We start from the raw sequence: 24,619 nt of genomic DNA, 5'->3' as shown, positions 1-24,619 counted from the left end.
GTTATTCGGCCTTGCAGCCACGGCCGATCAAATCATTGGTGGCGACCCAGTAAACCAGGCCTTCCTCACCTTTTATGTGAAACGCCAGCATGTCATTGCTGTACAGCGAACCCGATGCACCCGGCTCCTGCTTCAAGCGGTAGACCTGATCGGCACCGCCCAGGCGCACGTCGACTTCCCTAAGGCTGTCGTCGGTGTAGCGCCACAGCACTTTGGCCTGGCTGTCGCAGGTCCAGGTGGTCCAGTTATCCACAGGCGCGGACGAATGGAACAGGTTCAACTGAGCACAACCGGCCAACAACGCCAATGCCGCAACTGCGATAAATCCTTTCATCCGTGCCCCTCGGCTGACCGCGCACGCTGCCAGCCCTGAGTAAAGAATCAGACCCGTCAAGGGCAGCCATGTTCCTTGGCGGGTGCCTGGGTCTCGTATTTGTCCAGCCCATCGGGGCCTGCGCGCTTGTTGAGCACCGGGTTGGTTTCGGCCTGCCAGTCAGCCTGGTAGCAGCCTTTTTCCGACTCGGACGGCGCAGGTTCCGATGTGGCCTTCGGGTTACTCCCGCACGCCACCAGTGAACCCGCGACGATCAACAGCGTTAACGTCTTGACCATGTAAACACTCCCTTGCCTGGTCAAACGGGCGACCCTCAGGCCTTGGCCCGGCTTTCCAGGACTTCAACGGCTGGCAGAACCTTGCCTTCGACGAACTCGAGGAACGCGCCACCACCGGTAGAAATGTAGGAGATCTGCTCGGCCACGCCATACTTGTCGATGGCAGCCAGGGTGTCGCCACCGCCGGCAATGGAGAACGCCGCGCTGTCTGCGATGGCCTGGGCCAGCACTTTGGTGCCATTACCGAACTGATCGAACTCGAACACGCCGACCGGACCGTTCCACAGGATAGTCCTGGACGACTTCAGCAGCTCGGCGAAATTCGCCGCGGTCTGCGGGCCGATGTCCAGGATCATGTCGTCGGCAGCGACGTCAGCGATCAGCTTGACGGTCGCAGCGGCGCTTTCAGCGAATTCCTTGGCAACCACCACGTCCACTGGCAGCGGCACGCTGACCTTGGCGGCAATGGCGCGAGCGGTATCCAGTAGATCCGGCTCGTACAGCGACTTGCCGACTGGATGACCGGCAGCGGCCAGGAAGGTGTTGGCGATGCCGCCACCGACGATCAACTGGTTGCAGATCTGGCTCAGGCTGTTGAGCACGTCGAGTTTGGTCGACACTTTGGAACCGGCAACGATGGCGGCCATCGGCTGGGCCGGAGCGCCCAGGGCCTTGCCCAGTGCGTCCAGTTCAGCAGCCAGCAGCGGGCCGGCAGCAGCGACTTTGGCGAACTTGGCCACGCCATGGGTCGAACCCTCGGCGCGGTGAGCGGTGCCGAAGGCGTCCATCACGAATACGTCGCACAGGGCCGCGTATTGCTTGGCCAGTTCGTCGGCGTTCTTTTTCTCGCCTTTGTTGAAACGCACGTTTTCGAACAGCACGATGTCGCCGGCCTTGACGTCGACGCCGCCCAGGTAATCGGTCACCAGCGGCACTTCACGGCCCAGGGCGCGGCTCAGGTAGTCGGCGACTGGCTTGAGGCTGTTCTCGGCCGAGAACTCGCCTTCGGTCGGACGGCCAAGGTGCGAGCAGACCATCACGGCCGCGCCTTTTTCCAGGGCCAGCTTGATGGTCGGCAGCGAGGCCAGGATACGCGCATCGCTGGTGACAACACCGTCCTTGACTGGGACGTTGAGGTCTTCGCGGATCAATACGCGCTTACCTTGCAGATCGAGGTCGGACATCTTCAACACGGTCATGGGTCGCATTTCCTGGGTAGCTGTTTAGAGAGCAGTTTTTTTTGATGAAGCTATTTGCAGGTAGTGTTCTGCAACGTCCAGCATTCGATTGGCAAAACCCCATTCGTTGTCGAACCAGGCCAGGATGTTCACCAGCCGTGGGCCGGAAACGCGGGTCTGACTGGCATCGACGATCGCCGAATGTGGGTCATGATTGAAATCACAACTGGCGTGAGGCAACTCGGTGTAGGCCAGCAGGCCTTTTAGCGGGCCGCTGGTGGCGGCTTCGCGCAGGATTCGGTTGACCTCGGTGGCGTCGGTCGCGGTGGCGGTCTGCATCGTGATATCGAGGCAGGACACGTTGACCGTCGGCACCCGCACGGCTTTGGCCTGAATTCGGCCGGCAAGTTCCGGCAACAGACGTTCAATGCCACGCGCCAGACCGGTGGACACCGGGATCACCGACTGAAATGCCGAACGGGTGCGGCGCAAGTCTTCGTGGTGGTAGGCATCGATGACCGGCTGATCGTTCATCGCCGAGTGAATGGTGGTGATCGACACGTAATCCAGACCAATGGCCTGATTCAGCAGGCGCAACAGCGGCACGCCGCAGTTGGTGGTGCAGGACGCGTTGGACACCAGCAGTTCGTCGCCGGTCAGGCAATCCTGGTTCACGCCGTAGACGATGGTGGCGTCGACATCGGTCTCGCTGGCCATCGGCTGGGAAAACAGCACGCGCGGTGCGCCGGCGTCGAGGAAACGCTGGCCGTCTTCACGAGTGTGATAAGCGCCGGAGCACTCCAGCACCAGATCGACGCCCAGGGACGCCCAATCGATGCCTTCGGGGGTGGCACTGCGCAGGACCTTCACGCAGTCGCCATTGATATGCAGACAATCGCCATCGACCTTCACTTCCCCGGGAAAACGCCCGTGGGTGGAGTCGAAGCGTGTCAGGTATTCGATGCTGGCCATGTCGGCCAGATCGTTGATCGCGACAATCTCGAACCCAGCCGTCGAGCCTCGCTCGAACAACGCACGCAAGACGCAACGACCAATCCGGCCGTAGCCGTTGAGTGCAACTTTGTAGGGACGCGGTTGAGGCATGGGGTTCTCGATTAGGCGCAAGTACGACACACCCCTTGTAGGAGCAAGCTTGCTCGCGATGGACGTGAACGATAACGCGCGCTTTCTGGATAAACGCGTTGTCCTTACGCTTTTCGCGAGCAAGCTCGCTCCTACAGGGGACTGCGGTGGTCGTGAAACCACCGCGTCGCGTTTTAGTCTTCCAGCAGCTCTTCAGCCTGGCCCAGGATGTTTTCCAGGGTGAAGCCGAACTCTTCGAACAAGGCTGGCGCAGGCGCCGACTCGCCGTAGGTGGTCATGCCGATCACGCGGCCTTCCAGGCCCACGTACTTGTACCAGTAGTCGGCATGGGAAGCCTCGATGGCGATACGTGCGCTGACCTGCAAAGGCAGGACCGCTTGCTTGTAGCCGGCATCCTGGGCATCGAACACGCTGGTGCACGGCATGGAAACCACGCGCACCTTGCGGCCCTGTTCGGTCAGTTTGTCGAAGGCCTGAACGGCCAGACCGATTTCCGAACCAGTGGCGATCAGGATCAGTTCAGGCTCGCCTGAGCAGTCCTTCAACACGTAGCCGCCACGGCTGATGTCGGCGATCTGCAGGGCGCTGCGGGTCTGGTGCTGCAGGTTCTGACGGGAGAAGATCAGAGCCGAAGGACCGTCCTTGCGCTCCAGTGCGTACTTCCAGCTCACCGCCGATTCAACGGCGTCGGCTGGACGCCAGGTATCGAGGTTCGGCGTGCAGCGCAGGCTGGCCAGTTGCTCGATTGGCTGGTGAGTCGGGCCGTCTTCGCCCAGACCGATGGAGTCGTGGGTGTAGACGTGGATCACGCGCTGCTTCATCAGGGCCGACATGCGTACCGCGTTGCGTGCGTATTCCATGAACATCAGGAAGGTCGCGCCGTAAGGCACCAGGCCGCCGTGCAGGGCTACGCCGTTCATGATCGCGGTCATGCCGAATTCGCGCACGCCGTAGTACATGTAGTTGCCGCTGGCGTCTTCGGCGGTGACGCCTTTACAACCTTTCCACAGGGTCAGGTTGGAGCCGGCCAGGTCAGCCGAGCCGCCAAGGAACTCAGGCAGCAGCGGGCCGAACGCGTTCAGGGCGTTCTGGCTGGCTTTACGGCTGGCGATGGTTTCGCCCTTGGCCGCCACTTCGGCGATGTAGGCATCGGCCTTCTCGGCGAAGTCGGCTGGCAGGTCACCGCTCAGACGACGCACCAATTCGTTGGCTTCAGTCGGGAAAGCGGCAGAGTAGGCAGCAAAACGCTGATCCCACTCGGCTTCCACGGCGCGACCGGTTTCCTTGGCGTCCCACTCGGCGTAGATGTCGGCCGGGATTTCGAACGGGCCGTGATTCCATTTCAGCGCCGCACGGGTCAGGGCGATTTCCGCGTCACCCAGCGGGGCGCCGTGGCAATCTTCCTTGCCTTGCTTGTTCGGCGAACCGAAACCGATGGTGGTCTTGCAGCAGATCAGGGTTGGCTGCTCGCTTTTGCGTGCGGTGTCGATCGCCGTCTTGATCTCTTCCGGGTCGTGACCGTCGACATTACGGATCACTTGCCAGTTGTAGGACTCAAAGCGCTTCGGCGTGTCGTCGGTGAACCAGCCTTCGACTTCGCCATCGATGGAGATGCCGTTGTCATCGTAGAAGGCGATCAGTTTGCCCAGGCCCAGGGTACCGGCCAGGGAAGCGACTTCGTGGGAAATGCCTTCCATCATGCAGCCATCACCCAGGAATACGTAGGTGTGGTGGTCGATAATGTTGTGGCCGGGACGGTTGAACTGCGCTGCCATGACTTTTTCAGCCAGGGCAAAACCCACGGCGTTGGCCAGGCCCTGGCCCAGTGGACCGGTGGTGGTTTCTACGCCTGGGGTGTAGCCGAGTTCCGGGTGGCCCGGGGTGCGGCTGTGCAGTTGGCGGAACTGCTTCAGGTCATCGATCGACAGGTCATAGCCGGTCAGGTGCAGCAGCGAGTAGATCAGCATCGAGCCATGGCCGTTGGACAGCACGAAGCGGTCACGGTCGGCGAACGATGGATTGCTCGGGTTGTGCTTGAGGTAGTCGCGCCAGAGTACCTCGGCGATATCTGCCATACCCATAGGGGCACCGGGATGGCCGCTGTTGGCTTTTTGCACGGCATCCATGCTGAGGGCACGAATGGCGTTGGCACGCTCACGACGGCTAGGCATCGCTGTTCTCCTGGGATTCTGAAACAAGAGTGAGTAAATCGAAACGGAAAAAAGGCGAGCATTTTCCCTCACCGGGCCGCCTCGGGGCAATGACAGATAGTCATCTGGAGGCGTTTTTCCAATGGATAACGACGTATTAACGTGATGAAACCTTTCTGCTCTGGCTTTGTTGACTGAACCTAACGTCAAGAAGTGCCATCTATCGAGCAATATCAAAACTTTTTGATATTGCTCTTGCGATGCCTTCGACCCATGACTAGACTGCCGGCCTTATGAATTTACGTGTGCCCTCCATTCAGCATGACGATTGCGATGAGCTGGCGGCCTTGTGCAAGGCTGGCGGCGATCCCCTGCGGTTGAATGTCTTGCGCGCACTGGCCAACGACTCGTTTGGCGTACTGGAACTGGCGCAGATCTTCGGCATCGGCCAGTCAGGCATGAGCCACCACCTCAAGGTACTGGCCCAGGCCGGCCTGGTGGCGACGCGCCGCGAAGGCAACGCGATTTTCTACCGTCGCGCCCTGCCCCACACCGAACTGCTGGGCGGCAAGCTGCACGCAGCCCTGCTCGAAGAAGTGGACAACCTGACGCTGCCGACCGACGTACAGTCGCGCATCGCCCAGGTCCATGGGCAACGGGCGGCCGCCAGCCAGGACTTTTTCTCACGGGTGGCGGAGAAGTTTCGCGCCCAGCAAGACTTGATCGCCGGCCTGCCGCAATACCGCGAAAGCGTGGTGGCCCTGCTCGACAAGTTGAGCTTTGGCAAAGACGCCACGGCAATTGAAGTCGGCCCCGGCGATGGCGCATTCCTGCCGGAACTGGCGCGCCGCTTCTCGCAAGTCACGGCGCTGGATAACAGCAGTGCGATGCTCGAACTGGCGCGCCAGGTCTGCGAACGCGACAAGCTGACTAACGTTAGCCTGCAACTGGCCGATGCATTGAACGGCGTCAGCCTCAAGGCCGATTGCGTGGTACTGAACATGGTGCTGCACCATTTTGCCGCGCCGGCCGATGCGCTCAAGCATATGGCCAATTTGCTGCAATCAGGCGGTAGCCTGCTAGTGACAGAGTTATGTAGCCACAACCAGAGTTGGGCCAGGGAGGCCTGCGGTGATCTCTGGTTGGGGTTTGAACAGGACGATCTGGCCCGTTGGGCCACCGCTGCGGGACTCGTTCCCGGGGAAAGCCTCTATGTAGGCTTACGTAATGGTTTCCAGATCCAGGTCCGCCATTTTCAGCGACCGGCTGGCGACACTCACCATCGGTAATTTCAGGAAAACATCGAGATGAGCGAATACTCCCTTTTCACCTCCGAGTCCGTGTCTGAAGGGCATCCGGACAAAATCGCCGACCAGATTTCTGATGCGGTGCTGGACGCCATCATTGCTGAAGACAAGTTCGCCCGTGTGGCGTGCGAGACTCTGGTGAAAACGGGCGTGGCGATCATCGCCGGCGAAGTCACCACCTCAGCCTGGGTCGACCTGGAACAGATCGTTCGTGACGTGATCCTGGGCATTGGGTACAACAGCTCCGACGTCGGCTTCGACGGCGCGACCTGCGGCGTGATGAACATCATCGGCAAGCAGTCCCCCGACATCAACCAGGGCGTCGATCGCGCCAGGCCGGAAGACCAGGGCGCCGGTGACCAGGGCCTGATGTTCGGCTACGCCAGCAACGAAACCGACGTATTGATGCCGGCACCAATCACCTTCTCTCACCAGTTGGTCCAGCGTCAGGCCGAAGCCCGCAAGTCCGGCCTGCTGCCTTGGCTGCGCCCGGACGCCAAGTCGCAAGTGACTTGCCGTTATGAAGGCGGCAAGGTCGTCGGCATCGACGCCGTTGTCCTGTCGACCCAGCACAACCCGGACGTGTCCTACAAAGACCTGCGCGAAGGCGTGATGGAGCTGATCGTCAAGCACGTGCTGCCTGCCGAACTGCTGAGCAAGGACACCCAGTTCCATATCAACCCGACCGGCCAGTTCATCATCGGCGGCCCGGTGGGCGACTGCGGCCTGACCGGCCGCAAGATCATCGTCGACAGCTACGGCGGCATGGCCCGTCACGGTGGCGGCGCGTTCTCCGGTAAAGATCCATCGAAGGTTGACCGTTCGGCAGCCTACGCCGGGCGTTACGTAGCCAAGAACATCGTTGCCGCCGGCCTGGCCGAGCGCTGCGAAATTCAGGTGTCCTACGCCATCGGCGTTGCCCAGCCGACTTCGATCTCGCTGAACACCTTCGGCACCGGCAAGATCAGCGATGACAAGATCGTCAAACTGGTCCGCGAAGTGTTCGACCTGCGTCCATACGCGATCACCACCATGCTCGACCTGCTGCACCCGATGTACCAGGAAACCGCTGCGTACGGCCACTTCGGTCGCACCCCGGCAACCAAGACCGTTGGTGACGACACCTTCACCACGTTCACCTGGGAAAAAACCGACCGCGCCGACGCTCTGCGTTCTGCTGCCGGCCTGTAAGATTTCCCCGCAACACCCGAAGCCCCGCACGGTTCGCGCCTTGCGGGGCTTTTTATTGGGATTCGCTTTACACCGCGTCGCATCCTTCGCGGGCAAGCCCGCTCCCACAGGGTAATGAGTTGGTCAAAACACCACCGTCTACTGTAGGAGCGGGCTTGCCCGCGAAGAGGCCAGTCCTGCCACCGGAAATACCCGGCAAAATACCCCCTCTCCGCGCCACCCCATACTGACCTAGCCTTCACGCACCTCACCGAGCAAGGACGCTCAAGATGCTTTCCGACCTGCGCCTGTTTTTCGTCTTTCTACTGACCTTTGCCCACCTGACCGCCAATGCCGCCGAATGCCCGGACTGGCCACCGGAACGCGCCCAGAACGAAGTCAACCAACTGCAACAGCAAATCGACTTCTGGGACGACAGCTATCACCGCCAGGGACGCTCACTGGTCGCCGATGAACTCTACGACCAGTCCCGCTCGCAACTCACCCAATGGCGCCACTGCTTCAACCTGAGCCCGTCCGCAGACCCCTTGCGCACTGCGCGCGGCACGCTGCCCCACCCCATCGCCCACACTGGCCTGGACAAACTGCATGACCGTCCCGCCGTGGAAAAATGGCTGCGTGACCGGGTGGACGTCTGGGTCCAGCCTAAAATCGATGGTGTGGCGGTGACCCTGGTTTACCGTAACGGCCTGTTGACCCAGGCCATCAGCCGTGGTGACGGCGAAAGCGGTCAGGACTGGACCGCTCCTGCACGGCAGATTCCGGCCATCCCGCAACGGCTATCGCAAGCCCGGGACGTGATCGTGCAAGGCGAACTGTATTGGCGCCTGACCGATCACGTGCAAGCCCGGGCCGGCAGCCTCAATGCTCGTGCCTCGGTGGCCGGCCTGATGGCGCGCAAGGTCTTGAGCACCGAGCAGGCCGCCAACATCGACCTGTTTGTCTGGGACTGGCCCCAAGGGCCGGCGAGCGTACCCGCGCGTGCTGCGGCGCTGACTGCGCTGGGCTTCCCGAGTACCACGGCATACAGCCAGCCAATCGCCTCCGTCACCGATGCCGAACACTGGCGCGAACACTGGTATCGCTCCCCCCTGCCCTTTGCCAGCGACGGCATTGTCCTGCGCCAGAACCAGCGCCCGGCCGCCGAACGCTGGCAGGCCAGATCACCTTACTGGGCCATCGCCTGGAAATACCCCTTCGCCCAGGCACTGGCCGAAGTCCGCCAGGTTCACTTCAAAATCGGCCGGACCGGGCGGATCACTCCGGTACTTGAATTGACCCCGGTGCAGCTCGATGACCGGCAGATCAAACACGTCAGTGTCGGTTCGTTGCAACGCTGGCAGGCGCTGGACATACGTCCGGGTGACCAGGTCGCCATCAGCCTGGCCGGGCTGACCATTCCCAGGCTCGATAGCGTTGTATTGCGCAGCAGCGAACGCGCCGAGTTGAACGCACCACTGGCAGCGGACTTTCATTCGTTGAGTTGCTGGCAACCGACTCCGGGCTGTGAGAGCCAGTTTCTCGCACGCCTGACCTGGCTCAGCAGCAAACAGGGCCTGGCGCTGCCCAATGTGGGTCCGGGCACTTGGGAAAAACTTCTTGCAACAGGTCGCTTGAACGGACTGCTGGATTGGTTGACCCTCGATGCTCAAGAGCTTGCTACTATTGACGGTTTCGGCGAGCGTAGCGCGGTTCGCCTTGCAGACAGCTTCAACCGAGCCCGGCAACGCCCGTTCGCGCACTGGCTCAAAGCCCTGGGATTACCTCCGACAGGTCAGGTGCACCTCGGCAACTCGTGGCAGGCACTGGCGCAGCGAGACATCGAACAATGGCGGGCCGAGACCGATATCGGCCCGGGACGCGCGGCACAACTGAACGCCTTTTTCCGCGATCCGCAGGTCCTGGCCTTGAGTGAAACATTACGTGATGCGGGGATTGACGGCTTTTAGCGGTCAGCCTTGCGCCCAGCGGGAACCCCAGGGGACCGCCGGGCTCCAACAAGCCGTTGCCACACCGGCCCGCTTGTCTTCTTGTATGGAGCTTTTATGAAATTTCTTTCGCCGCTCGTCCTGTTGGCCCTTTGCAGCGTGCTGACCACCCCGTTGATGGCAGACGAGGAAGCGCCAGGGCTGACCGGTTGCGCGGCCAGGAAGCAAGGTATCGTCAACCAGATCGAATTGGCCAAGGTCCACGGCAACGCCGACCAGCAGGCAGGCCTGGAAAAAGCCCTGAGCGAAGTCGAGGCGAACTGCACCGACGCCTCGCTGAAGAAGGAACGGGAAAACAAGGTGCTTGACGCCAGGCACGAGGTCAGCAAGCGTCAGGCGGACCTCGACAAGGCCATGAGCAAAGGCGACTCTGACAAGATCAACAAGCGCAAAGACAAACTCGCCGATGCCCGCAAGGAATTGCAGGAAGCACTCGATGAGCTGGATAAGTAACGCAACAGTTCTTTTGTGGCGAGGGGGCAAGCCCCCTCGCCACAGGTCATGCGTAGCACCCAATCAATGATCCCGAAACGCCTTATGACACGCACTGCAAGCATCTTCGACTTTCTGCACCGACGGCCCCAGGTTGCTGGCCTTGTAGGGTTGAACCTGGCTGGCGATCACCAATTCGCCAGTGGCGGACTCAAGGTCACGGGCCATGGCCTGGAAACGCGCCTGCTGCTCCCAGACATCGCTCTTGGCGCTGGTGTGATCTTCTTCGCGGACCTGCGGAAAGTGTTGCCACGGCTCACGGGACAGCGCATCGAGTTTCACCGCGCCCTCGGCGAACTTCGGGCCATCGAAGGCAATGCGCCCGCGCAGCATGCCGCCCAGGTCTTCGCCAGTCTTGAGCATCTGCTTGAAAATGGCCTTGCGCTGGCCGAGCGGCGAGTTGGGGTCGACTCCGCCACAAGCGGACAACGTCAGGCAGGCCAGCAATACAACAGAAAGTCTTTTAAGAGTCATGGTGGCTTCAGGTCACGGGAAACGGCGGCCAGTATCCTCGCGTCATCGGCAAAGACCAATAGCCCTATTATCAACAAGGGTTGCCTGAGCGCTCCATGCGCTCGGGCAACCGGCAAAGGAATCGCTCCATGAACAGCCGTTTCAAGGCATGGCGTTGCAGCCTGGCCTGGACCCTGCCGATGGTGGCCCTGCTCGCAGGTTGCACCGGTGGCGACAACCAACAACCGAAGACCCACGCTCTGGCGACCTATTCCAGCGCCACATGGGAGGCGCTGCCGGCGGTGTCCGACAACGACCTGGTCGCCGGCTTCGGCTCGTGGCGCAGCGCCTGCACCCGACTCAAGGCCGACCCGGTCTGGGGTGGCACCTGCGCAGCGGCTGCCAACGTACCGCAAACCGCCAACGACATTCGCGGTTTTCTCAAACAGAACCTCGATGTCTATGGCCTGCGTGCCGCCAACGACAACCCCAGCGGCCTGATCACCGGCTACTACGAACCGGTCTATCCCGGGAGCCTGACCCAGACCGGCGCTGCCAATGTCCCGGTCTATGGCGTCCCCGAAGACATGATCGTCGTCGCCCTCGACAGCATTTACCCGGAACTCAAGGGCAAACGCCTGCGTGGTCGGCTCGAAGGTCGCGTGCTCAAGCCGTACGACGATGCGGCAACCATCGAAAACAAAGGAGTCAAGGCGCCTGTCGTGGCCTGGCTGACCGATCCGATGAACCTGCAGTTCCTGCAAATCCAGGGGTCGGGTCGTATCCAGCTCGACAACGGCCGCCAGTTGCGCATTGCTTACGCCGATCAAAACGGCCATCCGTATCGACCGATCGGCCGCTGGCTGGTGGAACAGGGCGAGTTGAAAAAAGAAGACGTGACCATGGGCGCCATCAGCACCTGGGCCAAGGCCAATCCGTCGCGGATTCCCGAACTGCTCGGCAGCAACCCCAGCTACGTGTTCTTCACCCGCAACCCGGACAGCAACGAAGGCCCGCGCGGCTCGCTGAACGTACCGCTGACCGCCGGTTACAGCGCAGCAGTGGATCGCAAGGTCATTCCGCTGGGCAGCCTGTTGTGGCTGTCCACCACCAAACCGGACGGCACTGCGCTGGTTCGCCCGGTGGCCGCACAGGACACCGGCGGCGCCATTGCCGGCGAGGTCCGGGCGGATCTGTTCTGGGGCACCGGCGATGCGGCCGGGCAATTGGCCGGAGACATGAAGCAACAGGGGCAAATCTGGATGCTCTGGCCCAAAGGTGCGGCGCTACCGCAAGTGCCGCAGGTGGCGGATGCGGTTAAAGCCAATCCGTGAGCAACAAATTACTGTAGGAGCCGGCTTGCCGGCGAAGGCGGCGGGTTGATCAACAATGATGTCGCCTGACACTCCGCTTTCGCCGGCAAGCCGGCTCCTACAGGTCAATGGTGTCGGCGAAGATCTGTCAGACCGACACCACAAAGAAACTCACGATCAACGCCATCCCCACGAACCACACCAGCGACCGCAGCGTCGCCCAGTCCGCCAGGTAGCAGATGATGTAAAGCAGGCGGCTGGTAATGAACAACACCGACAGCACATTGATCGTCACCAGTTCGGCATTGCCGACCAGGTGCGCCACAATCACCGCCGCCGCGAACGCCGGGGTCACTTCGTAACTGTTCAACTGCGCCGAGTGTGCCCGCCTGCCCAAGCCTTCCAGAGAATCGAGAAAATCCCGAGGATCATGATTGTCTTTCAGCCGGAATCCGCCACTGATCTTGGCGATCCACGTACACATATACGGCAGGAGTATCGCAATCAAAATGCACCATAGAGCCACCGTCATAACGTCGTCCTTTCTTCTGGTTGTGGAAAGTTGAATTCCATCCGGGCGATCAAAACTTCATCACAAGCATGCCTATCATCACAAGGCTACAGGCGAGCAACCGTGGCCCGCCAAACGGTTCTTTCAGGTAGCGCATGCCAAACAGCACCACCAGAATCACGCTGATCTCGCGCAATGCTGCGGCCTCGGCAATCGAACCCAGCTGCATCGCCCACAGCACCAAAGCGTAGCTGAACAACACGCAGAACCCGACCGCCAGGCCCAGCCGCCACTGCTCGCGCCAGAACAGCAAGAACGCCGGTCGTTTGCGCACCCACGCCAATAGAGGAAACGGCCAGGCGCTGAGCAGAGTGACCCAGACCAGGTAATCCAGTGGATGGGACCAGCGCCGCAATGCCTGCCCGTCGATGTAGGTGTAGCAGCCGATGCACAGGCCGATCAGCGCCACCACCGGCAGCATCGACCACGGCAAACGCGCACCGCCGCCGCCCTGCCAGAGCAGGCACAGCATGCCGAACGGGATCAGCAGGATTCCGAAAATCTGTTGGCGGGTCAGCTCTTCCCCGGCAAAGATCAGCGTCAACGCCAGCACCACCAACGGCGACAGGCCGCGCATCAATGGATAGACCAGCCCAAGGTCGCCGACCCGATAGGCCTGGATCAACAAATAGCGATAGAGCAACTCGAACGCCGCCGATGCCAGGATCCACGGCCAGATCTCCAGCGGCGGCACGCTCAGCAATGGCAACATCAGCGCGACAAAGAGCAGCCCCACGCTGTCCATGCAGGCCACCACCAGCAGCCGCTCCGCACTGAATTTGATCAGGGTATTCCACGCCGCATGCAACAGCGCCGCCATCAACACCAACGCCGTTGCCAGCACGGCCTACTCCTTTTTTGACCCAGCCCCTTGCAGGAGCGAGCTTGCTCGCGATGGACGTCAACGATAACGCGTACTAGCTGCCTGAACGCGTTGCCCTGACGTTTTTCGCGAGCAAGCTCGCTCCTACAGTGTTCGGCGGAGAATTGATTCGCGATATATCAGTGGCTGTTTATACTGCAAGCGACCACGCCGCATTCAGTTGCGCACGACTAATTCCAATAAAAATTCTGCCCGGCCCGCTCTCGTCGAGAACGGACACCGGCCTGCGTATGCCTGATCACAGCGTCAAGACTACCGACAGAGACCTTGCGCATGCCACTCGCCTTGCTTGCCCTCGCTGTTGCCGCCTTCGGCATCGGCACCACCGAATTCGTCATCATGGGCCTGTTGCCCGACGTCGCACGCGATCTCGGCGTGAGCATTCCCGATGCCGGACTGCTGATCACCGGCTATGCCCTGGGCGTGGTGTTCGGCGCACCGATCCTCGCCGTCGGCACCGCCAACATGCCGCGCAAAGCTACCCTGCTGGGCATGACACTGATGTTCATCCTGGGCAACATGCTCTGCGCGCTGGCGCCGAATTACGCCACGCTGATGGCCGCGCGAGTGATCACCGCACTGTGCCATGGCGCATTTTTCGGCATCGGTTCGGTGGTCGCCGCCGGACTGGTGGCACCCAACAAACGGGCCCAGGCGATTGCCATGATGTTCACTGGCCTGACCCTGGCCAACGTGCTCGGCGTGCCGCTGGGCACCGCACTCGGGCAATACGCAGGCTGGCGCTCGACCTTCTGGGCAGTGTCGGTGATCGGTGTGCTGGCGGCGATTGCGCAATGGGTCTGGTTGCCGAAGAACATCGCGATGGATAAAGCCAACCTGGCCAGCGAGTTCAAGGTGCTGGGCAAGGCCAACGTACTGCTGGCGCTGGGTATGAGTGTGCTGGCCTCGACCAGCCTGTTCAGTGTGTTTACCTACATCGCGCCGATCCTGCAGGACATCACTGGCGTCAGCCCGCACGGCGTCACCCTCATGCTGCTGTTGTTCGGCGTTGGCTTGACCGCCGGCAGCATGCTCGGTGGTCGTCTGGCGGACAGCCGTTTGCTGCCTTCACTGGTGGGCATGGCGCTGGCGGTACTGGTGGTGCTGGCGGCGTTCACGCAAACCAGCCATTCGGCCATTCCGGCAGCGATCACGCTGGTGCTGTGGGGGACGTTCGCCTTTGCGCTCTGCCCGATCCTGCAACTGCTGATCATCGATCAGGCCATTGAGGCGCCGAACCTGGGTTCGACCTTGAACCAGAGCGCCTTCAACCTCGGCAACGCCGCCGGAGCCTGGATCGGCGGCCTGGTGGTGGCCAGCGGCGCGGATCTGGCGGACTTGCCATGGACCGGTGCGCTGGTCAGCGGGCTGACCGTGTTGACTGCATTGTTCTTCATCTATCGCCAGCGTCGCGTTGCGGCTGCGCTTGATCTGGCGGGTTGAGCATCAACTCGATCGTATGCTTGCGAAGGGCGCGCCACTGATCTCACTGAGCAGCATCATCATCCTTGAACTGGTCTTTGACGTACTTGATCTCGGTTCGGCCATGGGGCGCGGGCAAACCGTCTTCACCCAGGTTGACGAAGACCATCTTCTCCACCGTGAGGATGCTTTTGCGGGTGATCTTGTTGCGCACTTCGCATGTCAGGGTGATCGAGGTGCGGCCGAATTCGGTTGCCGTGATGCCCAGTTCGATGATGTCGCCCTGGCGCGAGGCGCTGACGAAGTTGATTTCGGAAATGTACTTGGTCACTACACGCTGGTTCCCCAACTGGACGATGGCGTAGATCGCCGCCTCTTCGTCGATCCAGCGCAGCAGGCTGCCGCCGAACAAAGTGCCGTTAGGGTTGAGGTCTTCGGGTTTTACCCATTTGCGGGTGTGGAAATTCATGCTCACTCCTGACCATCTTGCCGATTGATGCCTGGCATCATGGCAGAGCCCGGGCTAGAGCTCTATCAAGCTTTGACTATGGTCTCGATTACCGTTCGGACATTGACCGACAGAAACGCTTTGGAAGATCAGCATAGCCCGCTATAATCGCCACCGTTTCAAAACGGTCATCATCGCTTGATACCGTTTTCCCGCCACCTGTCCGAGGGGCGCTGCAGCAGGTTCGTCCTGTCAGGCTCGGATGGGGCGTTGCCTGGCCTTAAGCCAGACACTAAACGCACAACGGCGCCCATTCGCATACATTACGAATGGAGGCTCTTCATGAGCGCTGTTATCACGCCTGCAGATTTTACCGATTACAAAGTCGCCGACATGTCCCTGGCTGCCTGGGGCCGTCGCGAAACCATCATCGCTGAATCCGAAATGCCAGCCCTGATGGGTCTGCGTCGCAAATACTCCGAAGAGCAACCGCTCAAGGGCGCGAAGATCCTCGGCTGCATCCACATGACCATTCAGACTGCCGTGCTGATCGAAACCCTGGTTGCCCTGGGTGCCGAAGTGCGCTGGTCGTCCTGCAACATTTTCTCGACTCAGGACCAGGCCGCCGCCTCCATCGCCGCTGCCGGCATTCCGGTTTTCGCCTGGAAAGGTGAAACCGAACAAGAGTACGAGTGGTGCCTGGAGCAGACCATCCTGAAGGATGGCCAGCCATGGGACGCCAACATGATCCTCGACGACGGCGGCGACCTGACCGAGCTGCTGCACAAGAAGTACCCACAGGTTCTGGATCGCGTCCACGGCGTGACCGAAGAAACCACAACCGGCGTTCACCGCCTGCTGGACATGCTGGCCAAGGGCGAGCTGAAAATCCCGGCCATCAACGTCAACGACTCGGTGACCAAGAGCAAGAACGACAACAAGTACGGCTGCCGTCACAGCCTGAACGATGCCATCAAGCGCGGCACCGACCACCTGCTGTCCGGCAAGCAAGCGCTGGTCATCGGCTACGGCGACGTGGGCAAGGGTTCCGCTCAGTCCCTGCGCCAGGAAGGCATGATCGTCAAGGTTTCCGAAGTCGACCCGATCTGCGCCATGCAAGCCTGCATGGACGGTTTCGAAGTGGTTTCGCCATTCATCGACGGTATCAACAACGGTACTGAAGCGAGCATCGACAAGGCCCTGCTGGGCAAGATCGACCTGATCGTGACCACCACCGGTAACGTCAATGTTTGCGACTCGAACATGCTCAAAGCCCTGAAGAAGCGTGCAGTTGTCTGCAACATCGGTCACTTCGACAACGAAATCGACACCGCTTTCATGCGCAAGAACTGGGCATGGGAAGAAGTGAAGCCGCAGGTTCACAAGATCCACCGTACCGGCGCTGGCGATTTCGACCCACAGAACGACGACTACCTGATCCTGCTGGCCGAAGGCCGTCTGGTTAACCTGGGCAATGCAACCGGCCACCCGAGCCGCATCATGGACGGTTCGTTCGCCAACCAGGTTCTCGCGCAGATCTTCCTGTTCGGCCAGAAGTACGCCGACCTGTCGCCAGCCCGGAAAGCCGAGCGCCTGACCGTTGAAGTACTGCCCAAGAAACTCGACGAAGAAGTGGCCCTGGAAATGGTCCGTGGCTTCGGCGGCGTCGTGACTCAACTGACCAAGACCCAGGCCGACTACATCGGCGTGACCGTCGAGGGTCCGTTCAAGCCGCACGCTTACCGCTACTGATACCTTGAATGACAACGCGGTGTGCCTGGCGCACCGTGTTGTCTGGTTCGCTGGCAAGCCAGCTCCTACAGGGTTTATGTCGCACTTGTAGGAGCTGGCTTGCCAGCGAAGGCGTCGTGACGGACACACCGTTTGGCTTTCGAGTTTCCAAGGATATGACCATGTCCCAAGATCGTCGCTACAGCTTCGAGTTCTTCCCTACGAAGACCGATGCCGGGCAAGAAAAGCTGCTCGCCACTGCTCGCCAGTTGGCCACCTACAACCCCGATTTCTTCTCCTGCACCTACGGCGCCGGCGGTTCGACCCGTGATCGCACGCTGAACACCGTGTTGCAGCTCGAAAGCGAAGTCAAAATCCCTGCCGCTCCGCACCTGTCCTGCGTGGGCGACAGCAAAGCTGACCTGCGTGGCCTGCTGGCCGAGTACAAGGCCGCCGGCATCAAGCGTATCGTCGCTCTGCGCGGTGACCTGCCTTCGGGCATGGGCATGGCCAGCGGTGAATTGCGCCACGCCAACGACCTGGTTGAATTCATTCGTGAAGAAACCGGTGATCATTTCCACATCGAAGTCGCCGCTTACCCGGAGATGCATCCGCAAGCGCGCAATTTCGAAGACGATGTTGCCAACTTCGTACGCAAGGCCAATGCTGGCGCCGACAGTGCGATCACCCAGTACTTCTTCAACGCCGACTGCTACTTCTACTTCGTGGAACGTGTGCGGGCGCTGGGTGTGAACATCCCGATCGTGCCGGGCATCATGCCGATCACCAACTACAGCAAGCTGGCACGCTTCTCCGATGCCTGCGGTGCGGAAATCCCGCGCTGGATCCGCAAGCAACTGGAAGCCTACGGCGACGACACCCAGAGCATTCAGCGCTTTGGTGAACAGGTCATCACCGAAATGTGCGAACAATTGCTGCAGGGCGGCGCTCCAGGGCTGCACTTCTACACATTGAACCAGGCTGAAGCGAGCCTGGCGGTGTGGAATAACCTGAAGTTGCCACGTTGAAGCAGCTATAAGCTGCAAGTTGAAAGCTACAAGCAAGACCAAAAGATCGCAGCCTTCGGCAGCTCCTACCCCGGAATGTGTATTCCCTGCAGGAACTGTCGCAGGCTGCGATCTTTTGCTTTCAGCGCACTATTAATGTGCAGCAATCCACGGAGTTAGAGCATCTGCGGTCAGTTTCTGGCTCTTTCCGGTTTCTCGTCGTAATCTCAAACCCATGCCTTTGATCACGCAGTTAATCGCCATGCTTGTCTTCGCTTGCCTGAGCTTCGCCGCCCGGGGCGAGAAGCTGCGCATTGTCACGGAGCCGTGGGCGCCTTATGTGTATGAAGTCAACGGCAAATCACTGGGCCTGGACTACGAAACCACCGCCATTGTCTTCAAGCGCCTGGGCATCGAAGTGGAATGGCAGTTTCTGCCATGGAAACGCTGCCTGTCGATGCTTGAAACCGGGCAGGCCGACGGCGCACTGGACATCTTCCACAGCGACGAACGTGATGCGACCCTGCTCTACCCCAGCGAACCACTGTCTGAAGTCCAGTTCGTGATGTTCTACGCCAATGAGCGGCCCCATCCATTTCGCACCCTCGATGACTTGCGCGGCCTGACCATCGGCACCTCGCCGGGTTACCTGTACAGCAAGGACTTCAGCGATTCGACGCTGTTCACCCGTGAGCCGGCTCCCACCCATGAAGCCAACTTCGGCAAACTGGTACGCGGGCGCATCGACCTGCTGATTACCGACCGCCGGGTCGGCCAGCATTTGCTCGATGAACTGGGCATCCGCGGCAAGATCACCGAAAACCCCACGGTCATCAGCCAGCAAAGCCAGTTTCTCGCAGTACGTCGCAATGCGGGCATGGATCTGCTGGTGCAGCGTTTTGGCGCCGAACTCAAACGCTTCAAGCGCGAGCCCGCCTACGCTGAATTGAGTGCCCGTTATGGCGCGCAGCCGGCCGCCAGCGTGAAGGCTGAAAAGGCCACGGCCGCCACGGAAAAAACCGTTGAGCAGCAGGAAAGCGGCGCGCAGTGATTGCTCTGTTATACTCCGGCCTTCCCGCCAGGCTCACGCCCGGACGCTCGGAATCGTTCAAGGCATCTCAACCCCGCTACTGCGCAGCTTTCAGCCCGCGCGAGCGCTTGCAGACGAGCCTTCGAGACCCAGCAGGACCGGACGGGATAGCGTCCTCTTAAACGCCATTCGCGCCAGGCAAGACTCCCATTGGGCCAAGCCCTAACTTAAAACAGGATTACTCATGTCCTTTGCTTCCCTCGGTCTCTCCGAGGCTTTAGTCCGCGCCATCGAGGCGGCGGGCTATACCGAGCCTACTCCGGTGCAACAGCGGGCCATTCCCGCCGTGTTGCAAGGTCGCGACCTGATGGTCGCGGCACAGACAGGTACTGGTAAAACCGGTGGTTTCGCCCTTCCGATCCTGGAGCGGTTGTTCCCCAACGGTCACCCGGACAAATCCCAGCGTCACGGCCCGCGCCAGCCGCGCGTACTGGTCCTGACCCCGACTCGCGAACTCGCAGCCCAGGTGCATGAAAGCTTCAAGGTCTATGCCCGTGACCTGAAGTTCGTCAGCGCCTGCATCTTCGGCGGTGTCGGCATGAACCCGCAGGTGCAGGCCATGGCCCGTGGCGTGGATGTGCTGGTGGCCTGCCCTGGCCGCCTGCTCGACCTGGCCGGCCAAGGCAGCGTCGACCTGTCCCACGTGGAAATCCTCGTGCTGGACGAAGCCGACCGCATGCTCGACATGGGTTTCGTCCATGACGTGAAGAAAGTGCTGGCGCGCCTGCCAGCCAAGCGCCAGAACCTGCTGTTCTCGGCGACCTTCTCCAAGGACATCACCGACCTCGCCGGCAAGCTGCTGCACAACCCGGAGCGCATCGAAGTCACGCCGCCGAACACTACGGTCGAGCGTATCGAACAGCGTGTGTTCCGCCTGGCCGCCAGCCACAAGCGTGCCTTGCTGGCCCATCTGATCACCGCCGGCGCCTGGGAACAGGTGCTGGTGTTCACCCGCACCAAGCACGGCGCCAACCGCCTGGCCGAGTACCTGGACAAACACGGCCTGAGCGCCGTCGCGATCCACGGCAACAAGAGCCAGAACGCCCGCACCAAAGCCCTGGCCGACTTCAAGGCCGGCGAAGTGCGCATCCTGGTCGCCACCGACATCGCCGCCCGCGGCCTGGATATCGACCAGTTGCCCCACGTGGTCAACTTCGAGTTGCCAAATGTCGATGAAGACTACGTGCACCGCATCGGCCGTACTGGCCGCGCCGGTCGTTCGGGCGAGGCGATTTCGCTGGTAGCCCCGGACGAAGAAAAACTGCTGAAAAGCATCGAACGCATGACCCGGCAGAAAATCGCCGACGGCGACCTGATGGGCTTCGATGCCAGCGCCGTGGAAGCCGAGAAACCAGAAGTGCGCGAGCGTCCGGACATGCGTAACCCGCGCAATCCACGCGGCCCGCGCGGCGACGGTCCGAACGGCAGCGGCGGCGGCGGTCGCAAGGACAAAGGAAAAGACAAGGGCAAGGAAAAACCGGCGGGTGAGCGCGGCGAGCGTCCAGCCCGTCAGCAGAAGCCACGTGAAGGCACTCCGGCTCGCGAACAGCGTCCGTCGCAGCCTCCTCGTGCCGCCGCTGATCGCGCCCCGGACGAGTTCCTGGACGACGATATCGATAATTTCGGTAACCGCGTCGACTACGTGCCGCAGCAGAAACCGGCCCAAGGCCGTGGTCGCCGTCCGGGTGCTCCGGCGCAAGGCACCGCGGCAGGTTCGGGCGCTCCACGCTCCGGCAAACCACAAGGTCGCCAGAGCGGTCCGCGCAACAGCGATGGCGCCAGCACCGGCACCCCGCCGGCCAAGCGTAGCGGCCCTCGCAGTGGCGCACCGCGCGACGGCCAGGCCCGTCGCGAAGACTCGCGCAACCGCCGCCCGGCCCGTGACGAGCAGTCGCGCTCCGAGCCAGCCGTGCAGAACCCGCGTGGCCCCGCGCCGAAGATCATGCACAAGGAGTCGAAGGCTGACCGCTTCCCGACGCCTGAGCAACTGGATCAACTGCCAAGCCGTCCTCGTGGTGAGAAACCAGCGTTGCTGACCCGCAATCGCTGAGTTATCGCTGCAATGAAAATGCCCCGGTTCGAAAGAGCCGGGGCATTTTTGTTGGAGCTGGAACTGCCTTTGTAGGAGCTGCCGCAGGCTGCGATCTTTTGATTTTGATTGTTTAGGAGTAAAAGATCGCAGCCTGCGGCAGCTCCTACAGGGGGTCGTGTGCGGCAATAAAAAACGCCCGTGCTCGGGAGAGCAGCGGGCGTTTTTTATGTCGCAGCGAAAGTTATTTCGCTTTGACACCTTCAAACGTGACGTACAGATCAACCGCATCGGACTGTGGACCCAGGTCCATCATCTTGCCGAAATCGGAACGCTTGATGCTGGTAGTGCCCTCGAAGCCTGCACGGTAGCCGCCCCATGGATCCTTGCCTTCACCCAGGAAAGTGGCCTTGATCACGACTGGCTTGGTTACGCCATCAATAGTCAGGTCGCCGGCCACGTCGGCCGTGTCTTTGCCAGCGGCGTTCTTACCGGTGGCTTTAACGCTGGTGGACACGAACGTGGCCTTAGGGAAATCAGCCACTTTCAGGAAGTCTTTGCTGGAGATGTGCTTGTCACGTTCGGCGTTGTTGGTGAAAACGCTGGCGGTGTTCACGTTGAACTCGATCTTGCTGTCTTCAGGCTTGGCAGCGTCGAAGCTGAACTTGCCGTCCATGGTCTTGAAGGTACCGGTGATGAAGCTGTAGCCCAGGTGGCTGATCTTGAAATTGACGAAGGCGTGCTGGCCTGTTGTGTCTACAACGTAGTCAGCCGCCATCACGTTGGCGGACAGCAGAGCGGAACCGATTGCCAGAGCGGCGAGAGTCTTTTTCAACATGCTTTGTTTTCCTTGGGAGTCGAGGTTGAACTTCAGGCGTTGCGACCCAGCATTCGCTTGAGGGTCGCATCACGGTCGATAAAGTGGTGCTTCAATGCTGCCAACGCATGGAGGCCGGAAAAAATTACCAGCACCCACGCCAGATAGAGGTGAATCGCACCGGCGTTATCTGCCTGATCCGGCAATCCGGAAACCAGGGCAGGCACTTCAAACCAGTCAAACACCGGAATCCCCGCACCCTCTGCGGTGGAAATCAGATAACCGGCAATCATCACGGCGAACAGACAGAAATACAGAAAGGCATGACCGAACATGGCGCCAAGACGCGTCATGCGGCTGTAACTGGCCAACGCCGGTGGTGGCGGACTGATGAAGCGCCACAACATCCGCAGCACCATGACGCCCAGCAAGATCAAACCAATGCTCTTGTGCAGATCCGGCCCGTCTTTGCGCCACGGGTCGTAATAACCAAGGCCGACCATCCACAGCCCGAGGGCGAACAAACCGAACACGGCCAGTGCCACGCCCCAGTGCATGATGATGCTGACCCAGCCATAGCGAGAGGTCGAGTTACGTAGCTGCATTGCCTAGATCCCTGTAAGTACTGGCCCAAGACTATCGAGTTATCTATCGAATTAAAGCGGAAAATTTCGCTTTGAAATATCGAAAAATGCGATCAAGAGTCTGAAACAGGCGAGTTAAGGAAAGATTAAAGTCGAAAGTGTCAGAAAAAATGAATACAAACCGAAGAACACCTGTACCAAATGTTTTATTCGATTTTAGACCCCGGCTTTCTTCAGGCAAAAAAAACGCGGCATTTACGCCGCGTTCTTTTTGTCCCATGACTTACTACTACGCCTTGGCATCCATTGCCGGAGTCGCCGCGGGTTTAGCGGCTGGCTTCTTCACCGGCTCGGTTTTCTTGGCCGGGGCCTTGACCGGGGCTTTTTTCGCCTCGGTCTTGGCAGTCGGTTTCACCGGAGCCTTTTTGGCCGGCTCGGTTTTTACCGGGGTCGCAGGCTTCGGCGCTTCCACCGGGGCCGGTGCGACCGCCGGGGCTGGTGCCGGAGCAGGCGCTGGCGGTGCAACCGGCTCAGGCGCCTTGACCAGCTCTGGCTTCTTCTCGTCATCGGAGCCGCCGAACAGGTTGCTGAAGAAATTGCCTTTCTTCGCCGCCACCGCACCAGCGCCCGCCGCAGCGGCAGCCGGGACCACTTTCGCCGGTTCGAACGACTTGCCCGCCGCCAGGTCCTCAACCTGGCTGGCTGCACGCTGACCGGTGCGCAACGCGCCTTCCAGGGTGCCCGGGTACAGGGTGTCGGTGTGTTCGCCAGCGAAGGTTACACGCTGAATCGGGCGTTCCCACAGGCGCCAGAACTTGCTGATCTGACCCGGACCGAAGGCCAGGTAGGCGCCGCCAGTCGACGGATCGGAGCTGTAGCGACGGATTTCATAACCGGTGAACGCACCGCGAGCCTGTGGATAGAACTCATGCAGGCGAATCAACACCTGATCGACCATCTGCTTGTCGCCGAACGCCTGCATCACCCGCGCGTTGTCGCCGGACAGGTTGATCACCACGTTGGCACCGCCCTTCAGGGCAGGCTCGATCCACAGCATGCCCAGGCCGGTGTTGCTGTAGATCTCGCCAGACATGCGCGCCCTGGATTCCCAAACCGGCGTCTTGAACTTCAGCATGATCTGGTCGCGCCAGCCGTAATTGGTGCCTTTGATCGCCGCCAGGTGCTGGGCGTCCAGCGCCGGGGTCATCTGGATCTTGTTCAGGGCGCGCAGTGGCACGGCCAGCACCACGTAGTCAGCCTGATAGCTGACGCTGTCGACTTTGACGGTCACGCCGTCCTTGTCCTGAATGATCGACGAGACCCGGGAATTGGTCTTGATGGTTTTCAGCTGTTTGACCAGAGCCTGGGCCAGCACCGGGCTGCCACCGACCAGACGCGAAGCACGCAGGTCGCGATCGGAGACGCCGCGGTAAACGCGGCTCTGCTGCGCGAAGTACAGCAGCGACAAACGCGAAGGTTCGTCGTAGCGGGTACGGATCTGCTGGTTGATCAACTGGCGGGCGGTGGCCGGCAGGTTCTGCTTGTCCAGCCAGCTCGACACGTTGATCTGATCCAGCGCGTACAGCGTGTTGTTGGCGGCCGGGTTCTGCGGGTCGTCGATCGAACGCGCCAGATCGTCCACGGTCTTGTCGAAACGCTTGAGCGCCTCGGCGGTGGCCGGCTGTTTGGTCGCCAGGTCGGCGGCGGAGAAATACTCACCATCGATCAAATAGCCTGGGGTCCGCACGAACTCAGGGGCCGGCGCAGTGCTCAGCTTGAAGTTCGATACGTATTTGTTCAGCACCGGTTGGGCCTTGTCGTTGCCGATCCACTCACTGGTGGCCATGCCGGAACGGCCGCCCAGGCTCGACTTGGCTTCCAGCAGGGTGACCTGCCAACCCTTGTTCTGCAGCTCGTACGCAGCAGTCAGGCCCGACAGGCCGCCGCCGATCACGATCGCGGTTTTATCCTTGGCCAGCGCAGACACGCTGAACAGCCCCAACATCACCAGCGCACAGGCGCGCAGCCAACCGACAGACATTCAGCGAACTCCGGAATCAAACGAGGAAAACAGCAGTTTTTGCGAGCCAGACGGCTCAAGAACCGCGAAGGATACGTCAGCCTTCAAACACCCGCCAGCAACCTCTATCGACCTGGATAAAGTAGCTGATTCGACACAATGGGTTGTCCCCGTGGCACGCATTGCATAGGCTTGCGCGATTGTTTGTCCGCGCAGTTCACGGACCGCC

At 60.8% G+C, this 24,619-nt stretch carries 22 protein-coding genes and 1 riboswitch; of the genes, 10 read left to right on the top strand and 12 right to left on the bottom strand.

The window, feature by feature from the left end; translation table 11 throughout:
• Nucleotide 1: 1 nt before the first annotated feature.
• From KGA81_RS14845 to tkt, 5 genes are all read right to left on the bottom strand, one after another.
• The gene (locus tag KGA81_RS14845) at nucleotides 2-334 is read right to left on the bottom strand and encodes an MliC family protein (protein ID WP_223546953.1); all 333 of its coding nucleotides are present in this window, start codon (nucleotides 332-334) and stop codon (nucleotides 2-4) included.
• Nucleotides 335-390: 56 nt separating this feature from the next.
• Nucleotides 391-612, bottom strand: coding sequence for a hypothetical protein (locus KGA81_RS14840; RefSeq protein WP_223546952.1), 222 nt, complete (start codon nucleotides 610-612; stop codon nucleotides 391-393).
• A gap of 35 nt (nucleotides 613-647) precedes the next feature.
• Complete coding sequence (locus tag KGA81_RS14835; protein ID WP_223546951.1) at nucleotides 648-1,811, bottom strand: phosphoglycerate kinase; 1,164 nt, start codon at nucleotides 1,809-1,811, stop codon at nucleotides 648-650.
• A gap of 24 nt (nucleotides 1,812-1,835) precedes the next feature.
• Nucleotides 1,836-2,894, bottom strand: a complete 1,059-nt coding sequence (gene epd, locus KGA81_RS14830; RefSeq protein ID WP_223546950.1) for an erythrose-4-phosphate dehydrogenase — start codon at nucleotides 2,892-2,894, stop codon at nucleotides 1,836-1,838.
• A 173-nt stretch (nucleotides 2,895-3,067) separates the two neighbouring features.
• Nucleotides 3,068-5,065 carry a transketolase gene (gene tkt / locus KGA81_RS14825; protein ID WP_223546949.1) on the bottom strand — a complete coding sequence of 666 codons (1,998 nt, stop codon included), beginning with the start codon at nucleotides 5,063-5,065 and terminating at the stop codon, nucleotides 3,068-3,070.
• Between the two features lie 272 nt (nucleotides 5,066-5,337).
• Here tkt and KGA81_RS14820 point away from each other — a divergent pair, with 272 nt between their 5' ends.
• The 4 genes from KGA81_RS14820 (at nucleotide 5,338) to KGA81_RS14805 (ending at nucleotide 9,983) form a co-directional block, all read left to right on the top strand.
• Nucleotides 5,338-6,333 (top strand): ArsR/SmtB family transcription factor, encoded by a 996-nt coding sequence (locus KGA81_RS14820; protein WP_223546948.1) that lies wholly within the window; start codon nucleotides 5,338-5,340, stop codon nucleotides 6,331-6,333.
• An 18-nt stretch (nucleotides 6,334-6,351) separates the two neighbouring features.
• Entirely contained in the window at nucleotides 6,352-7,542 is a 1,191-nt protein-coding gene (metK, locus tag KGA81_RS14815) for a methionine adenosyltransferase (RefSeq protein ID WP_223546947.1), read from the top strand.
• A 269-nt stretch (nucleotides 7,543-7,811) separates the two neighbouring features.
• Complete coding sequence (ligB, locus tag KGA81_RS14810; protein WP_223546945.1) at nucleotides 7,812-9,491, top strand: NAD-dependent DNA ligase LigB; 1,680 nt, start codon at nucleotides 7,812-7,814, stop codon at nucleotides 9,489-9,491.
• A gap of 96 nt (nucleotides 9,492-9,587) precedes the next feature.
• Nucleotides 9,588-9,983 (top strand): DUF1090 domain-containing protein, encoded by a 396-nt coding sequence (locus tag KGA81_RS14805; protein WP_223546944.1) that lies wholly within the window; start codon nucleotides 9,588-9,590, stop codon nucleotides 9,981-9,983.
• A gap of 63 nt (nucleotides 9,984-10,046) precedes the next feature.
• Here the strand turns inward: KGA81_RS14805 and KGA81_RS14800 are convergent, their stop codons facing one another.
• A complete protein-coding gene (locus KGA81_RS14800; RefSeq protein WP_150672059.1) occupies nucleotides 10,047-10,496 on the bottom strand; it encodes a c-type cytochrome in 450 nt (149 codons plus the stop codon).
• Between the two features lie 128 nt (nucleotides 10,497-10,624).
• On the opposite strand from KGA81_RS14800, the gene KGA81_RS14795 reads away from it, so the two are divergent.
• On the top strand, nucleotides 10,625-11,809 hold the full coding sequence (locus KGA81_RS14795) for a murein transglycosylase A (protein ID WP_223546943.1): 1,185 nt from the start codon (nucleotides 10,625-10,627) through the stop codon (nucleotides 11,807-11,809).
• Between the two features lie 127 nt (nucleotides 11,810-11,936).
• Here the strand turns inward: KGA81_RS14795 and KGA81_RS14790 are convergent, their stop codons facing one another.
• Nucleotides 11,937-12,320: an MAPEG family protein gene (locus KGA81_RS14790; protein ID WP_223546942.1), complete on the bottom strand. Its 384-nt coding sequence runs from the start codon at nucleotides 12,318-12,320 to the stop codon at nucleotides 11,937-11,939.
• Nucleotides 12,321-12,369: 49 nt separating this feature from the next.
• Nucleotides 12,370-13,203 carry an EamA family transporter gene (locus tag KGA81_RS14785; protein ID WP_223546941.1) on the bottom strand — a complete coding sequence of 278 codons (834 nt, stop codon included), beginning with the start codon at nucleotides 13,201-13,203 and terminating at the stop codon, nucleotides 12,370-12,372.
• A 312-nt stretch (nucleotides 13,204-13,515) separates the two neighbouring features.
• Here KGA81_RS14785 and KGA81_RS14780 point away from each other — a divergent pair, with 312 nt between their 5' ends.
• The gene (locus tag KGA81_RS14780; protein ID WP_223546940.1) at nucleotides 13,516-14,685 is read left to right on the top strand and encodes an MFS transporter; all 1,170 of its coding nucleotides are present in this window, start codon (nucleotides 13,516-13,518) and stop codon (nucleotides 14,683-14,685) included.
• Nucleotides 14,686-14,728: 43 nt separating this feature from the next.
• Here the strand turns inward: KGA81_RS14780 and KGA81_RS14775 are convergent, their stop codons facing one another.
• Nucleotides 14,729-15,133, bottom strand: coding sequence for an acyl-CoA thioesterase (locus KGA81_RS14775; RefSeq protein WP_007994339.1), 405 nt, complete (start codon nucleotides 15,131-15,133; stop codon nucleotides 14,729-14,731).
• Nucleotides 15,134-15,331: 198 nt separating this feature from the next.
• A riboswitch (S-adenosyl-L-homocysteine riboswitch) is annotated at nucleotides 15,332-15,431 on the top strand.
• 23 nt (nucleotides 15,432-15,454) lie between these two features.
• On the opposite strand from KGA81_RS14775, the gene ahcY reads away from it, so the two are divergent.
• From ahcY to KGA81_RS14755, 4 genes are all read left to right on the top strand, one after another.
• On the top strand, nucleotides 15,455-16,864 hold the full coding sequence (gene ahcY / locus KGA81_RS14770; protein ID WP_223546939.1) for an adenosylhomocysteinase: 1,410 nt from the start codon (nucleotides 15,455-15,457) through the stop codon (nucleotides 16,862-16,864).
• Between the two features lie 161 nt (nucleotides 16,865-17,025).
• On the top strand, nucleotides 17,026-17,871 hold the full coding sequence (gene metF / locus KGA81_RS14765) for a methylenetetrahydrofolate reductase [NAD(P)H] (RefSeq protein WP_223546938.1): 846 nt from the start codon (nucleotides 17,026-17,028) through the stop codon (nucleotides 17,869-17,871).
• Between the two features lie 214 nt (nucleotides 17,872-18,085).
• Nucleotides 18,086-18,901: a substrate-binding periplasmic protein gene (locus KGA81_RS14760; RefSeq protein ID WP_223546937.1), complete on the top strand. Its 816-nt coding sequence runs from the start codon at nucleotides 18,086-18,088 to the stop codon at nucleotides 18,899-18,901.
• A gap of 223 nt (nucleotides 18,902-19,124) precedes the next feature.
• A complete protein-coding gene (locus tag KGA81_RS14755) occupies nucleotides 19,125-20,990 on the top strand; it encodes a DEAD/DEAH box helicase (RefSeq protein WP_223546936.1) in 1,866 nt (621 codons plus the stop codon).
• Between the two features lie 223 nt (nucleotides 20,991-21,213).
• On the opposite strand, the gene KGA81_RS14750 is transcribed toward KGA81_RS14755, so the two are convergent.
• From KGA81_RS14750 to KGA81_RS14740, 3 genes are all read right to left on the bottom strand, one after another.
• Nucleotides 21,214-21,807: a YceI family protein gene (locus KGA81_RS14750; protein WP_223546935.1), complete on the bottom strand. Its 594-nt coding sequence runs from the start codon at nucleotides 21,805-21,807 to the stop codon at nucleotides 21,214-21,216.
• Nucleotides 21,808-21,839: 32 nt separating this feature from the next.
• Entirely contained in the window at nucleotides 21,840-22,391 is a 552-nt protein-coding gene (locus KGA81_RS14745; protein WP_223546934.1) for a cytochrome b, read from the bottom strand.
• 268 nt (nucleotides 22,392-22,659) lie between these two features.
• Nucleotides 22,660-24,411, bottom strand: a complete 1,752-nt coding sequence (locus tag KGA81_RS14740) for an FAD-dependent oxidoreductase (protein ID WP_223546933.1) — start codon at nucleotides 24,409-24,411, stop codon at nucleotides 22,660-22,662.
• Nucleotides 24,412-24,619 lie beyond the last annotated feature (208 nt).

It is taken from the genome of Pseudomonas sp. A-B-19, assembly GCF_019947515.1.
GTDB lineage: Bacteria > Pseudomonadota > Gammaproteobacteria > Pseudomonadales > Pseudomonadaceae > Aquipseudomonas.
The sequence above is the reverse complement of the archived record's forward strand: the minus strand, read 5'-3'. Positions and strand labels throughout refer to the sequence as shown.

Coding starts and splice junctions, on each gene's coding strand:
- metK (WP_223546947.1), top strand. CDS start 6,352: ATGAGCGAATACTCCCTTTTCACCTCCGAGTCCGTGTCTGAAGGGCAT.
- KGA81_RS14740 (WP_223546933.1), bottom strand. CDS start 24,411: ATGTCTGTCGGTTGGCTGCGCGCCTGTGCGCTGGTGATGTTGGGGCTG.
- KGA81_RS14795 (WP_223546943.1), top strand. CDS start 10,625: ATGAACAGCCGTTTCAAGGCATGGCGTTGCAGCCTGGCCTGGACCCTG.
- epd (WP_223546950.1), bottom strand. CDS start 2,894: ATGCCTCAACCGCGTCCCTACAAAGTTGCACTCAACGGCTACGGCCGG.
- KGA81_RS14745 (WP_223546934.1), bottom strand. CDS start 22,391: ATGCAGCTACGTAACTCGACCTCTCGCTATGGCTGGGTCAGCATCATC.
- KGA81_RS14790 (WP_223546942.1), bottom strand. CDS start 12,320: ATGACGGTGGCTCTATGGTGCATTTTGATTGCGATACTCCTGCCGTAT.
- ligB (WP_223546945.1), top strand. CDS start 7,812: ATGCTTTCCGACCTGCGCCTGTTTTTCGTCTTTCTACTGACCTTTGCC.
- KGA81_RS14800 (WP_150672059.1), bottom strand. CDS start 10,496: ATGACTCTTAAAAGACTTTCTGTTGTATTGCTGGCCTGCCTGACGTTG.
- KGA81_RS14750 (WP_223546935.1), bottom strand. CDS start 21,807: ATGTTGAAAAAGACTCTCGCCGCTCTGGCAATCGGTTCCGCTCTGCTG.
- KGA81_RS14840 (WP_223546952.1), bottom strand. CDS start 612: ATGGTCAAGACGTTAACGCTGTTGATCGTCGCGGGTTCACTGGTGGCG.
- KGA81_RS14760 (WP_223546937.1), top strand. CDS start 18,086: ATGCCTTTGATCACGCAGTTAATCGCCATGCTTGTCTTCGCTTGCCTG.
- KGA81_RS14820 (WP_223546948.1), top strand. CDS start 5,338: ATGAATTTACGTGTGCCCTCCATTCAGCATGACGATTGCGATGAGCTG.
- KGA81_RS14755 (WP_223546936.1), top strand. CDS start 19,125: ATGTCCTTTGCTTCCCTCGGTCTCTCCGAGGCTTTAGTCCGCGCCATC.
- tkt (WP_223546949.1), bottom strand. CDS start 5,065: ATGCCTAGCCGTCGTGAGCGTGCCAACGCCATTCGTGCCCTCAGCATG.
- KGA81_RS14780 (WP_223546940.1), top strand. CDS start 13,516: ATGCCACTCGCCTTGCTTGCCCTCGCTGTTGCCGCCTTCGGCATCGGC.
- KGA81_RS14845 (WP_223546953.1), bottom strand. CDS start 334: ATGAAAGGATTTATCGCAGTTGCGGCATTGGCGTTGTTGGCCGGTTGT.
- metF (WP_223546938.1), top strand. CDS start 17,026: ATGTCCCAAGATCGTCGCTACAGCTTCGAGTTCTTCCCTACGAAGACC.
- KGA81_RS14775 (WP_007994339.1), bottom strand. CDS start 15,133: ATGAATTTCCACACCCGCAAATGGGTAAAACCCGAAGACCTCAACCCT.
- KGA81_RS14835 (WP_223546951.1), bottom strand. CDS start 1,811: ATGACCGTGTTGAAGATGTCCGACCTCGATCTGCAAGGTAAGCGCGTA.
- ahcY (WP_223546939.1), top strand. CDS start 15,455: ATGAGCGCTGTTATCACGCCTGCAGATTTTACCGATTACAAAGTCGCC.
- KGA81_RS14805 (WP_223546944.1), top strand. CDS start 9,588: ATGAAATTTCTTTCGCCGCTCGTCCTGTTGGCCCTTTGCAGCGTGCTG.